The 12,319-nt window shown below is 72.9% G+C and carries 13 protein-coding genes; 8 read left to right on the top strand and 5 right to left on the bottom strand.

Annotated elements, in window-relative coordinates; translation table 11 throughout:
• The first annotated feature begins 168 nt into the window (after nucleotides 1-168).
• Nucleotides 169-933 carry a class I SAM-dependent methyltransferase gene (locus AC4IJH_RS24070; RefSeq protein ID WP_490853905.1) on the top strand — a complete coding sequence of 255 codons (765 nt, stop codon included), beginning with the start codon at nucleotides 169-171 and terminating at the stop codon, nucleotides 931-933.
• Nucleotides 930-1,997 carry a prenyltransferase gene (locus AC4IJH_RS24075; RefSeq protein WP_490853906.1) on the top strand — a complete coding sequence of 356 codons (1,068 nt, stop codon included), beginning with the start codon at nucleotides 930-932 and terminating at the stop codon, nucleotides 1,995-1,997. Before AC4IJH_RS24070 ends, AC4IJH_RS24075 begins: the two co-directional genes overlap by 4 nt.
• Before the next feature lie 9 nt (nucleotides 1,998-2,006).
• On the opposite strand, the gene AC4IJH_RS24080 is transcribed toward AC4IJH_RS24075, so the two are convergent.
• Nucleotides 2,007-2,306 (bottom strand): hypothetical protein, encoded by a 300-nt coding sequence (locus AC4IJH_RS24080; protein ID WP_490853907.1) that lies wholly within the window; start codon nucleotides 2,304-2,306, stop codon nucleotides 2,007-2,009.
• A 195-nt stretch (nucleotides 2,307-2,501) separates the two neighbouring features.
• Here AC4IJH_RS24080 and AC4IJH_RS24085 point away from each other — a divergent pair, with 195 nt between their 5' ends.
• Both AC4IJH_RS24085 and AC4IJH_RS24090 read left to right on the top strand, forming a co-directional pair.
• Complete coding sequence (locus AC4IJH_RS24085; protein ID WP_490853908.1) at nucleotides 2,502-3,059, top strand: hypothetical protein; 558 nt, start codon at nucleotides 2,502-2,504, stop codon at nucleotides 3,057-3,059.
• 29 nt (nucleotides 3,060-3,088) lie between these two features.
• Nucleotides 3,089-3,889 (top strand): maleylpyruvate isomerase family mycothiol-dependent enzyme, encoded by an 801-nt coding sequence (locus tag AC4IJH_RS24090; RefSeq protein ID WP_490853909.1) that lies wholly within the window; start codon nucleotides 3,089-3,091, stop codon nucleotides 3,887-3,889.
• Between the two features lie 12 nt (nucleotides 3,890-3,901).
• Here the strand turns inward: AC4IJH_RS24090 and AC4IJH_RS24095 are convergent, their stop codons facing one another.
• From AC4IJH_RS24095 to AC4IJH_RS24110, 4 genes are all read right to left on the bottom strand, one after another.
• On the bottom strand, nucleotides 3,902-4,912 hold the full coding sequence (locus AC4IJH_RS24095; RefSeq protein WP_490853910.1) for an LLM class F420-dependent oxidoreductase: 1,011 nt from the start codon (nucleotides 4,910-4,912) through the stop codon (nucleotides 3,902-3,904).
• Nucleotides 4,913-5,083: 171 nt separating this feature from the next.
• Nucleotides 5,084-5,938 (bottom strand): DUF5336 domain-containing protein, encoded by an 855-nt coding sequence (locus AC4IJH_RS24100; RefSeq protein ID WP_490853911.1) that lies wholly within the window; start codon nucleotides 5,936-5,938, stop codon nucleotides 5,084-5,086.
• Nucleotides 5,939-6,181: 243 nt separating this feature from the next.
• On the bottom strand, nucleotides 6,182-7,180 hold the full coding sequence (locus tag AC4IJH_RS24105; protein ID WP_490853912.1) for an N-acetylmuramoyl-L-alanine amidase: 999 nt from the start codon (nucleotides 7,178-7,180) through the stop codon (nucleotides 6,182-6,184).
• A gap of 70 nt (nucleotides 7,181-7,250) precedes the next feature.
• Entirely contained in the window at nucleotides 7,251-7,895 is a 645-nt protein-coding gene (locus AC4IJH_RS24110) for a class I SAM-dependent methyltransferase (RefSeq protein WP_490853913.1), read from the bottom strand.
• A gap of 331 nt (nucleotides 7,896-8,226) precedes the next feature.
• On the opposite strand from AC4IJH_RS24110, the gene AC4IJH_RS24115 reads away from it, so the two are divergent.
• The 4 genes from AC4IJH_RS24115 (at nucleotide 8,227) to gcvH (ending at nucleotide 12,316) form a co-directional block, all read left to right on the top strand.
• Nucleotides 8,227-9,417: a lipid-transfer protein gene (locus tag AC4IJH_RS24115; RefSeq protein WP_490853914.1), complete on the top strand. Its 1,191-nt coding sequence runs from the start codon at nucleotides 8,227-8,229 to the stop codon at nucleotides 9,415-9,417.
• Nucleotides 9,418-9,577: 160 nt separating this feature from the next.
• Nucleotides 9,578-11,038, top strand: coding sequence for an MFS transporter (locus AC4IJH_RS24120; RefSeq protein ID WP_490853915.1), 1,461 nt, complete (start codon nucleotides 9,578-9,580; stop codon nucleotides 11,036-11,038).
• The gene (locus tag AC4IJH_RS24125; RefSeq protein WP_490853916.1) at nucleotides 11,010-11,870 is read left to right on the top strand and encodes an SDR family NAD(P)-dependent oxidoreductase; all 861 of its coding nucleotides are present in this window, start codon (nucleotides 11,010-11,012) and stop codon (nucleotides 11,868-11,870) included. Before AC4IJH_RS24120 ends, AC4IJH_RS24125 begins: the two co-directional genes overlap by 29 nt.
• A gap of 50 nt (nucleotides 11,871-11,920) precedes the next feature.
• Nucleotides 11,921-12,316 carry a glycine cleavage system protein GcvH gene (gene gcvH, locus AC4IJH_RS24130; RefSeq protein ID WP_490853917.1) on the top strand — a complete coding sequence of 132 codons (396 nt, stop codon included), beginning with the start codon at nucleotides 11,921-11,923 and terminating at the stop codon, nucleotides 12,314-12,316.
• The last annotated feature ends 3 nt before the right edge of the window (nucleotides 12,317-12,319 follow it).

The following is a 12,319-nucleotide window of genomic DNA, read 5'->3' on the forward strand; positions in this document are numbered from 1 at the left end:
GCCCGGCACGGCCGGCCCACGCCGCCCGGGCTGCCCGCCGCGGCGACGGGCGCAGACAGACCTCCGCCGCGGGGCAGCGCATCCCCACGGAGCCGGCCGGCGGCCGGCCGAGCAGCGCAACCGACCACGTTCACCCCGCAATATCCCGCCGGACGAAAGCAGAACGCCGTGCTGACCGTCGACTTTTCCCGTTTCCCGCTCGCGCCGGGCGATCGCGTCCTGGACCTCGGCTGCGGCGCGGGCCGGCACGCCTTCGAGTGTTACCGGCGTGGCGCGCAGGTCGTCGCCCTCGACCAGAACGGCGAGGAGATCCGCGAGGTCGCCAAGTGGTTCGCCGCGATGAAGGAGGCGGGCGAGGCCCCGGCGGGCGCCAGCGCCACCGCCATGGAGGGCGACGCGCTCGCCCTGCCCTTCCCCGACGACAGCTTCGACGTCGTGATCATCTCCGAGGTCATGGAGCACATCCCCGACGACAAGGGGGTGCTGGCCGAAATGGTGCGGGTGCTGCGCCCCGGCGGCCGGATCGCGGTGACCGTGCCGCGCTACGGGCCCGAGAAGGTCTGCTGGGCGCTGAGCGACGCGTACCACGAGGTCGAGGGCGGCCACATCCGCATCTACAAGGCCGACGAGCTGCTGGAGAAGATGCGCGGGGCCGGTCTTGAGCCGTACGGCACCCACCACGCCCACGGCCTGCACAGCCCCTACTGGTGGCTCAAGTGCGCCTTCGGCGTGGACAACGACAAGGCGCTGCCGGTCAGGGCGTACCGCAAGCTGCTGGTCTGGGACATCATGAAGAAGCCCCTCGCGACCCGGGTCGCCGAGCAGGTCCTCAACCCCGTCATCGGCAAGAGCTTCGTGGCGTACGCGACCAAGCCGCACCTGCCCGAGCAGGCCGCCGCCGACTCCGCAACCGCTGCCGAGGCCGCCAAGTGACCACCCCCGGACGTACCGAGCACCTCGTGCTGCCCGGAGTGCTCACCGCCGAGCAGGCCGCGCACACGGTCGCCGGCATCCTGGCCGTCCAGCGCACCGACGGCGCGATCCCCTGGTTCCGCGGCCACCACCTGGACCCGTGGGACCACACCGAGGCCGCCATGGCGCTGGACGCCGCGGGCGAGCACGAGCGCGCCGAGGCCGCGTACACCTGGCTGGCCCGGCACCAGAACACCGACGGCTCCTGGTACGCGGCCTACGCCGACGGCGAGGCGGAGCGGCCCACCGACCGCGCCCGTGAGACCAACTTCTGCGCCTACATCGCCGTCGGCGTCTGGCACCACTACCTCTCCACCGGCGACGACGCCTTCCTGGACCGCATGTGGCCCAGCGTGCTCGCCGCGGTCGAGTTCGTCCTGGAACTCCAGCAGCCGGGCGGGGAGATCGGCTGGAAGCGGGAGGAGGACGGCACGCCCGTCACCGACGCCCTGCTCACCGGCTCCTCCTCCATCTACCAGGCGCTGCGCTGCGCGCTGGCCATCGCCGAGCAGCGTGAAGAGCCGCAGCCCGACTGGGAGTTGGCGCTCGGCCGCCTCGGCCACGCGATACGCCACCACCCCGAGCGCTTCCTGGACAAGTCCCGCTACTCCATGGACTGGTACTACCCGGTCCTGGGCGGCGCGCTGCGCGGCACCGAGGCCAAGGCCCGCATCGAGGAGCACTGGGACGCGTTCGTCGTCCCCGGGCTGGGCGTGCGCTGCGTACTGCCCAACCCCTGGGTCACCGGCGGCGAGAGCGCCGAACTGGCCCTGGCGCTGTGGGCGATGGGCGAGTCCGACCGCGCCGTACAGATCCTGAAGTGGATCCAGCACCTGCGCGCCGAGGACGGCATGTACTGGACCGGCTACGTCTTCGAGGACGACGCGGTGTGGCCGCGCGAACTGACCGCCTGGACGGCGGGCTCCCTGCTGCTGGCCGTGGCCGCGCTCGGCGGAGACGAGGCGACCACGGCGGTCTTCGGCGGCGAACGCCTGCCGGAGGGGCTGGCGCCGGACTGCTGCTGAGCGCTCGTCTCAGCGTTCGATGCGGCGGATGCGGGCCGCTATCGCGTGCCCGATCACCAGGTAGAGCAGCGCCGGGATGCCGTAGTTGAGCAGGGTGCGCAGCCAGTCGGTGTCGAAGGTGAACAGGTCGTGCGACCAGCCGGCCAGCCAGCTCGCGGCGTCCTGGATGAAGCTCACCAGGTCGTTGGCGCGGTTGGCGTCCAGCAGGTACATCAGGATCCACAGGCCGAGGATGAGGGCCATGATGTCCGCGATGACGGTCACCACCGTCGCCGCCTGGCTGCTTCCGTAGCGATGTCGTCTGGCCATGCCGTACGGGTAGCCAGGCGGCAGCGGCGCAAACCGGCCGCCGGGCGGCGAACCGGCCCCGGCGCGCCGCCTTGCGCATCCGCACCGGTCCGGGGGGTACGGGCCCCGTACGGACGGTCCCGGATGGCGGGCGCGGTCCGCGCGGGTGAGGCTGCCGGAAGCAGTCCCAGCAAGTGCCCGCCCCGGAGGCCCGCCGTGTCCGCCAGCCGCACCCCGATCCGCCGTGCAGCGGTCGCCCTCGCCCTCGTCGGCGCTCTGAGCGCGGGCGGCGTCGCGTGCAACGACAAGAACGACAAGCGGGCGGCCGGGACGGGGGAGCAGCCCAGTGGCACCAGCTCCGCCGAGCGGCAGAAGTTCGCCAAGACGCGCTTCGTCACCAACGCGGGGCTGGCGGCGGGCGCCACCTACCAGTGGATCGTCAAGCCCTACAAGGCGGGGAAGTTCCAAAAGGGCGCGGACGGACGGAAGTTCGCGCTGGTCAAGGCGGGGCTCGCGGGTGGCTTCACCTACAACCGGCTCAAGGCCGCCCTGGACAACGCCAAGGGCGACCCGCTGCTGGCCAGGGCGGTCGCCCCGCTCGCCGGCGGCATCGACGCGCTCAAGAACCTGGGCGCCAAACTGCGCAAGGGCGAGGCGGGCGGGAGCGACGTCGGCGCCTTCGAGAACGTCATCAACGACGTGAAGGGCGCGGGCAGGAGCGCGGGCGCCGAGGTCACCGACAAGGTGCCCTCGGTCTCACAATTGACGGGCTGAGGGCCCCTGCCGCGTACTACCGTGCGGCCATGACGCTGCGGACCTCGCTCAGCCACGACTACTTCTGCGACCGGATACTCAGCCAGACCGACCAGTTCCGGGAGTCCCTGCGCGGCGCCGACCTGTCGGCGACCGTACCGACCTGCCCCCAGTGGACCCTGCGCGACCTCGCCCGGCATCTGGGCCACGCGCACCGCTGGGTGGGGGCGATCGTGGCGCGCCGGGCCACGGAAGCGGTCCCCGACGACCAGGTCCCCGGCCATCTGGGCCCGGCCACCGAGGACCCCGAGGCGCTGGATGCCTGGCTGGCCGAGGGCGCGCTGGGGGCCGTGCAGGCCCTGCGCGAGGCGGGGCCGGACGCGAAGGTGTGGGCCTGGATGCCCGGCCAGCCGACCTCCTTCTGGTCGCGGCGGATGGCCAACGAGACCGTCGTCCATGGCGCGGACGCGGCCCTGACCGTGGACCACGCCGTGCGCATCGAGCCGGAGCTGGCCGTCGACACCGTGGAGGAGTGGATCCAGCTGGTCGGCCTGCCGCTGATGCGCCGGCTCAACCCCAGGCTCGCCGAACTCCCCGGCCCCGGCCGCTCCCTCCAGCTCCACGCCACCGACACCGACCCCGGCCTGAACGCCGACTGGCACATCGACCTCACCGGCGAGGGCATCACCCACCGCCGTACCCGCGAGCCCGCCGCCGTCACCCTCAGCGGCCCGCTGACCGAGCTCCTCCTGGTCTTCTACCGCCGCCTGCCCCCGGACACCGACCGCGTCGAGGTCAGAGGCGATTACGAACTGCTGGACAAGTGGCTGGAGTTGGTGTCCTTCGGCTGAGGGCGGTCCGGTTCAGGAGTTCAGCTCGGCCAGCACCCGCAGCGTGTGCGGATCGGGCGCGGTGACCAGCAGATCGGTCACCGGCCCTTTGCGCCAGGACTCCAGCCGCTCGGCGATGCGCTCGCGCGGGCCGACCAGGGAGATCTCGTCGGCGAAGGCGTCCGGCACGGCGCGTACCGCCTCGTCCCTGCGCCCGGCCAGGAACAGCTCCTGGACGCGATGAGCCTGCTGTGCGAAGCCCATACGGGCCATCAGGTCGGCGTGGAAGTTCTTGGCGGCGTGCCCCATGCCGCCGATGTAGAAGCCGAGCATCGCCTTGACCGGCAGCAGGCCCTCGGCGACGTCGTCGCAGACCTGGGCGCGGGCCATCGGCGCGATCAGGAAGCCGTCGGGGGCGTCGGCGAGGGAGGGCTCGTAGACCTCGGTGCGCAGCGGTGACCAGTACAGCGGGAGCCAGCCGTCGGCGATACGGGCGGTCTGGGCGATGTTCCTGGGGCCCTCGGCGCCCAGGAGGACGGGCAGGTCGGGGCGCAGCGGGTGGGTGATGGGCCTGAGGGGCTTGCCCAGGCCCACCGCGTCGGCGCCGCGGTAGGGGTGGGGGTGGAAGCGGCCTTCGAGGGCCACCGGGCCCTGCCTGCGCAGGACTTGGCGGACGACCTCGACGTACTCGCGGGTCGCGGTGAGCGGGGAGGCGGGGAAGGGGCGGCCGTACCAGCCCTCCACCACCTGCGGGCCCGACAGGCCCAGGCCCAGCATCATCCGGCCGCCGCAGAGGTGGTCCAGGGTGAGCGCGTGCATCGCGGTGGCCGTGGGGGTGCGGGCGGCCATCTGCGCTATGGCGGTGCCCAGTTTGATACGGGAGGTGTGCGCGGCGAGCCAGGTCAGCGTGGTGAAGGCGTCCGAGCCCCAGGCCTCGGCCGTCCATACGGAGTCGTAGCCCAGCCGCTCCGCCTCCCGGGCCAGTTCGAGGTGGCGGGCGTCGGGGCCGCGGCCCCAGTAGCCGAGCGCCAGACCGAGCCGCATGACGTCCCCTCTCCCGTGCCGTGGACGGTTCTCCCGCGCCGCCACCGCTTCTTGATGGGTCGTCAGATCTGTCCGGCGCCGGCGCGCCGGCCGACTGTACGGGCCGTGGCCGGGGAAGGCAACGGCCCCCCGCCCGAGGGGCGAGGGGCCGTGGAGCTCTCGGCGGGGGGCTCAGCCGCGCTGGATGCCCGTGGTGTCCTGCAGGACGCCGCGGCGGCCGTCCTGGGTCTGCGCGATCAGCGCCTGCCCGCGCTGCTCGACCGCGAGGTACCAGGTGCCGGGCGCCAGCTCGGCGATCGGCGTCGGGGCGCCGCTCTCGTCGTACAGCGGGCGGGTGACCGGCACCGCGAACCAGAACGGGGCGAACTCCGCGGCGGGCGCCGCGCCCTGCTGGCCGCCGGCGGTCCCGCCGCCGGGCTGCTGCTGGGCCTGCTGCGCGCCGTAGGGCTGCTGGGCGCCCTGGGCCGGCTGCTGCTGGGCGCCCGGGTAGCCGTAGCCCTGGCCGGGCTGCTGGCCCTGCGCGCCGGGGTAGCCGTAGCCGCCGCTCTGCGCAGCGCCGTACGGGGAGGGGGTCTGCGGCGCCGGGGCGCCGAGCAGGGCCGGCTTGAGGGCCGGGACGAGCGGCGAGGCCACCGCGGCGCCCGCCAGGATCAGCGCGGCGATCAGACCGAGGATCAGGCCGATGCCGGCGTTCGACCAGCCGATGATCGTCCAGAGCGCGGTCCAGGCCGAGAAGACGGCGAAGGCGACGCCGAACTGGCCCAGGTCCAGGCCGACGATCTTGCGCGGCTGCGGCAGCATCCGGGAGACCACGATCAGTGCGGCGCCGATCACGCCCGCCAGGTAGAGGCTCATCAGCAGGCCCAGCGAGTCCCAGCTGTTGGACGACTCGATCTTGGGCGGGCAGAACTGTCCGACGCAGGGCGGGGCCTCGTACGAACTGAGCTTGAGGAACGAGGCGACGAACAGCACCACCGCTGCTCCGATCACCACGCCGTCGCCTCTAGTGAGGGAGCGGATGTTCACGTAAGGATCCTTTGTCGGTCGTCGGGTGTACGTCGTAGTGGTCGCCGCTGTCGCTCGTACGCGGGGTGCGAGGCGCTGGGATGGGCCCCCATCGTAAAGGGGAACCTATCGCCGAATCCTGTGGGCCGTCCCGTTGGTATCGGCTTGGTATCGGTGACGTATCGGAGGCTGCTGTCACCTGGTCCGTAAGGTCATCGCATCTCCGGTGAGAAGGTCACCGCGGTGCGGTCCGGAAGGGCACTGTTACCCGGGTTGCCCGGCCAAGAAGTCCGTAATGCCCTCGGTGATCCCACGCGCCGCCTTTTGCCGCCACTGCGGATCGGTCAATTGGGCGGCATCTTGGGCATCGCGCATATTGCCGCACTCGATGAACACCTTGGGAACGGTGGACAGGTTGAGGCCGCCGAGATCGGAGCGTACGTCCAGGCCCGTGCCGCCGCCGACGTAATTGGAGGGCGCGCTGCGGGTGACGGCCACGAACCGCCCGGCCAGCCGCTCGCCCAGCTCCCGGGAGGGGCCCACGATCGGCGAGGTGTCCGCCGCGCCCGCCTTGACGAGCGCGGGCAGGATGACGTGGAAGCCGCGGTGCCCGGCGCCCGCGCCGTCGGCGTGCAGGGAGACGGCGGCGTCGGCCCGCGCCTTGTTGCCGATCGCGGCCCGCTCGTCCACGCACGGTCCGTAGGGGCGGTCGCCGTCCTGGGTGAACACGACCTCGGCGCCCTGCTCGGTCAGGAGCGTACGGATGCGGCGTGCCACGTCCAGGGTGAAGGCCGCCTCGGCGTAGCCGTCGTTGGTCGAGGTGCCGGTGGTGTCGCACTCCTTGCGGGCGTTGCCGACGTCCACCTGGCGGGCGATCTCGCGGGTGTGATCGCGGTTGCGGGGGTTGTGGCCGGGGTCGATGAGGACGACCTTGCCCCTCAGCGGGCCGTCGGCGGCGGGCGCCCGGCGGTGCTGCCCCGCCCGCCCGCCGTTCTTGGCGCCGCCCTGGGCCGGGGTGGAGGCGTCCTGGGCCGGGGTGGAGGCGGACGCCGTGGGGGCGGGCGCGGAACTCGGCGTCCGGGCGGCCGGCGGCGAGCTCGCCCCCGGGGCGGGCAGCGCCTTCGGCGACCCGCTGCCCGAGCCCCCCGCCAGGGATGTCCAGATCAGCCAGCCGGCGAAGCAGGCGGGCACCAGGGCCGCCAGGACCAGGGCCACGGTCAGCAGCGGGCGGCGGCGGGAGGGGAAAGTACGGCCGTTCGACACGCCCGCGATGGTAGTGGCGCGGCCCGCGCGATGGGCACACCGCGCGGGCGGGGCGGAGGCGTCCGCCGGGTCAGATGCCGCTGCCGGTACGGCGCAGTACGTGCAGCGAGCGCCGCGCGGCGACCTCGGTGAAGGCGCCGGACTCCAGCGCGCGCCGGTAGATCCGGTACGGGGCCTGCCCGCCGTCCGCCGGGTCGGCGAAGACGTCGTGGATCACCAGCAGGCCGCCGGGCGCGACGTGCGGCGCCCAGCCCTCGTAGTCGGCCGTGGCGTGCTCGTCGGTGTGCCCGCCGTCGACGAAGACCAGGCCGGCCGGGGCGCTCCACAGGGCGGCGACCTGCGGGGAGCGGCCGACGACGGCGATGACGTGGTCCTCCAGGCCGGCGGCGTGCAGGGTGCGGCGGAAGGAGGGGAGGGTGTCCATCCGGCCCACCTCGGGGTCCACGACGGCCGGGTCGTGGTACTCCCAGCCCGGCTGCTGCTCCTCGCTGCCGCGGTGGTGGTCGACGGTGACGGCCGTGACGCCCGCCTCCCGCGCGGCGGCGGCCAGCAGGATCGTGGACCGGCCGCAGTACGTGCCGACCTCGACGAGCGGCAGCCCCAGCTCCGCCGCCCGGGCCGCGGCCTCGTACAGGGCCAGGCCCTCGTCCACGGGCATAAAGCCCTTGGCCGCCTCGAATGCGGCGAGTATCTCCGGCTTGGGCGCGGCGGTCATCGGGATTCCTCCTGGTCGTACGGGTCGTACGTAGCGGGCTCATAGTGGCGCATGGGCCGGTGGCCGTCGCATACGGGGTGGCGGTTGCGGCACGGATTTCGGTGAAAGGCGTTCTGGCCGGGCAGCGGGAAAGGAACGGGCGCACGGGGGAAATTTCCCGGTGCGCGGGCCGGTGGGGCCGGTGGAAATAGCGGAGTGTTCCCGCGGTCTTCCTCTGCCCTTCCTCCGGCCTTCCTTCGGCCCGCACTTGACCTTCCCTCCTACTGGAACGTGTTCTAGTCTGCCCGCGCCGGTCGCGGAATCGCGCCGGAGCGAGGGGAGAGGGTTCGGGATGAAGGCGTACATCGTCGGTGTCGGGATGACGAAGTTCGAGAAGCCCGAGACGCGCGAGTGGCAGTACTGGGACATGGCGAAGGAGGCGGGGGGCAAGGCCCTGGCCGACGCCGGGATCGCCTACGCGGACGTCGAGCAGGTGCCGGTCGGCTACTGCTACCAGGCCTCGACGGCCGGTCAGCGGGCCGTCTACGAACTGGGCCTGACCGGCGTCCCCGTCTACAACGTCAACAACAACTGCGCGACCGGCGCGACCGCGCTGATGATGGCCCGCCAGTTCGTCGCCGGCGGTCTGAGCGACTGCGTACTGGCGCTGGGCTTCGAGAAGATGAAGAGGGGCGCGCTGGGCGGCGGCTCCGCCGGTGAGGACTTCGCCGCCTCCCCGGTCGCCCGCCACTACGGCGTGATGGCCGCCCGCCACGGCTTCGAGATGACCCCGCCCACCGCCCAGATCTTCGGCAACGCCGCCCGCGAGCACATGGAGCGGTACGGCACCACCGAGGCGCAGCTCGCGGCGGTCGGCGCCAAGAACCACCGGCACTCGGCCGACAACCCCTACGCCCAGTTCCAGGAGATCCACTGCGTCCAGGAGATCCTCGACGCCAAGACCATCCACCGCCCGCTCACCAAGCTCCAGTGCTCGCCGACCTCCGACGGCTCGGCCGCCGTCGTCGTCGCCTCCGAGCGCTTCGTACGCGAACACGGCCTCCAGGAGCGGGCGGTTCAGATCGCGGCGCAGGCCATGACCACCGACACCGAGGACTCCTTCGCCTCCGGGAGCTGCATCGACGCCGTCGGCCTGCCGATGTCGCGCCAGGCCGCCCGGCAGGTGTACGAGGCGAGCGGGCTCGGCATCGAGGACGTGGACGTGATCGAGCTGCACGACTGCTTCTCCGTCAACGAGCTGCTGACCTATGAGGCGCTGGGGATGTGCGCGCCGGGCGGCTCGGGCGAGCTCGTCGAGGAGGGCGCCACCACCCACGGCGGGCGCTGGGTGGTCAACCCGTCCGGCGGGCTGATCTCCAAGGGGCACCCGCTGGGCGCGACCGGCCTGGCGCAGGCCGCCGAGCTGGTGTGGCAGCTGCGCGGCGAGGCGGGCGCACGCCAGGTGCCCGGCGCCCGCACCGCCCTCGCCCACAACATCGGCCTGGGCGGCGCCGCGGTGGTGACGATGCTGCGCAGGTCTTAGGGCGTCGCCGGGCGGGCCGGGGTTCGCGCACGCGCCCCCCGGACGTCTGAGTCCTAGGACTGTTGGCCGAGGCGGTCGTACGACAGCTCGGTCCTAGGACTCTTGCCAGATGGCCTGTGCATCGATATACCGATGCGGCGCTCGCGGGCCGGATGCGAGCATGGCGCCCATGCCCTCGACCGCTACGCCCACCGCCCTGCCCGCACCGTCCCGCCGCAGACCCTCGCCCGCCTGGCTCGTCACCCTCCTGGTGTGCGCGGGGCAGTTCCTCGTCGTCCTGGACGTCTCCGTCGTCAACGTGGCGCTGCCGTCCATGCGCGGCAGCCTGGGGCTGAGCGAGCTGGGTCTGCAGTGGGTGGTCAACGCCTATGTGATCACCTTCGCCGGATTCATGCTGCTCGGCGGGCGGGCCGCGGACATCTTCGGGCGCAAGCGAATATTCGTGGTCGGGCTCGCGCTGTTCACGGTGGCGAGCCTGGGCGGCGGACTGGCCCAGGAGCCCTGGCAGTTGATCGCCGCGCGCACCGTCCAGGGCATAGGGGCCGCGGTGCTCTCCCCGGCCTCCCTGACCATCCTGACCACCTCCTTCCCGGCCGGGCCCGCCCGCACCCGGGCCATCGCCACCTGGACGGCGGTCGGCGCGGGCGGCGGCGCGGTGGGCGGCCTGGTCGGCGGTGTGCTCACCGAACTCCTCTCCTGGCGCTGGGTGCTGCTGATCAATGTGCCGATCGGCGCGCTGGTGCTGGCCGGAGCGGTGCGGTGGCTCACCGAGAGCCGCCAGGGCGACGGCAGGCGCCTGGACGTCCCCGGCGCGCTGCTGGTGACCGGCGGCCTGGGCCTGGTGGCGTACGGCATCGTGCACAGCGAGTCCAACGGCTGGGCCTCGGCGGGCGTGTGGGTGCCGCTGGGGGCGGGGCTGCTGGTGCTGGCGGCCTTCCTGGCGGTCGAGGCCCGTACGAAGGCGCCGCTGATCCCGCTGAAGCTGTTCCGGGTGCGATCGGTGTGGTCGGCGAACGCGACGATGGTGCTCTCCGGCGCCGCCATGTTCTCCATGTGGTACTTCCTCTCGCTTTACATGCAAAAGACCCTCCACTACTCGCCCCTCCAGTCCGGGCTGGCCTTCATCCCGCACTCCCTGAGCATCGTGATCGGCTCGAAGATCGCCCCGCGGCTGATGACCCACGTCGGGCCCAAGACCCTCGCCGTCCTCGGCGCGCTGATCTCCGCGTCCGGCACGCTCTGGCAGAGCACGATGACCGCCCACGGCACCTTCGCCGGCACGATCCTGGGCCCCGGCATCCTGATGGCCTTCGGCGCGGGCCTGATGGCCACGCCGGTCGCCTCGCTCGGCACCTCCGGCGCCGCCCACTGCGACCAGGGGCTGGTCTCCGGACTGATCAACACCTCCCGCCAGATGGGCGGGGCGCTGGGCCTGTCCGTCCTCTCCACGGTCGCCGCATCGGCGGCCGCCGCCGGCGGTGACGGCCTGGAGGCGCTCGCCCACGGCTACGGCATGGCCTTCCGCGTCGGCACCTGCATCCTCCTCGGCAGCGTCCTGATGATGCTCCTCGCCCTGCCCCGCCGTCAGGAGGATGCCGCGCATGCCCGAGACGACGCCTGACGCGCCCGTGTCCCGGTCCGGTACGGGGACGCCGCCGCCCGGTGCGCAACAGCCGCCCGAGACACGCCCGTTCGCCTCCACGGGGCGCCGCGTCCTGGTCAGCGGGGCCTCGCGCGGGCTGGGGCGGGCGCTGGCCCGGGCCTTCGCCGAGAACGGCGACCGGGTCGCGGTGCACTACGGGACGCGGCGGTCCGAGGCCGAGAAGACCCTGGCCGCGCTCGCCGGTACGGGGCATGTGCTGCTGGGCGCGGATGTCGCGGACCCGGCGGGGGCCGACGGGCTGGTCCGCGGCGCCGTCGCCGAACTGGGCGGCATCGACGTCCTGGTGAACAACGCCGCCGTCAACACCCCGCACCCGCCGGCGACCACGCCGTACGCCGAGTGGACCGCCGCCTGGGAGCAGCATGTCGCGGTCAATCTGCTGGGCACGGCCTACCTCAGCCACGGCGCCGCGCGGCGGATGATCGAGCAGGGCGGCGGCGGGAGGATCGTCAACATCGGCTCGCGCGGCGCCTTCCGCGGCGAACCGGACCACCCCGCCTACGGTGCGACCAAGGCGGCGGTGCACGCGCTGGGCCAGTCCCTGGCGGTGGCGCTGGCCCCGTACGGCATCGCGGTGGCGTCCGTGGCGCCCGGTTTCATCGACACCGACCGGGTCGCGCACCGCCTCACCGGCGAGGAGGGCCGGGCGATCCGCGGGCAGAGCCCGTTCGGGCGGGTGGCCGCGCCGGAGGAGATCGCGGCGGCGGTGTGCTGGCTGGCGTCCCCGCAGGCCCAGTGGAGCTCGGGGACCGTACTCGATGTCAACGGGGCCTCGTACCTGAGGACTTGAGCCCGGTTTCCGCCTTGTCGGCCGGTGCCGGTGGTGCCACCGTCGGCGGCATGACGAACATCCCTGCGGACCTTTCGTACACCAAGGATCATGAATGGGCCCGTGCCAAACGCGGGCGGCTCACCGTCGGCATCACCGATTACGCCCAGCGGCAGCTCGGCGACATCGTCTACGCCGAACTGCCCAAGCTGGGGGAGCGGCTGCAGGCCGGTGAGCCGTTCGGCTCCCTGGAGTCGGTCAAGGCCGTCAGTGAGGTCTATATGCCGGTGTCCGGCTCGGTGATCGCGGTCAACGGCGCGCTGAACGACGCCCCGGAGCAGGTCAACGAGGAGCCGTACGAGGGCGGCTGGCTGATCGTGGTCGAACCGGACCCCGACGCACGGCGCGAGGGCCTGCTCACCGCCACGGAGTACGAGAACTACCTCAAGGAGGGGGCCGACGGCTGACCC

The sequence above is a fragment of the Streptomyces sp. UF-297 genome (assembly GCF_058245575.1).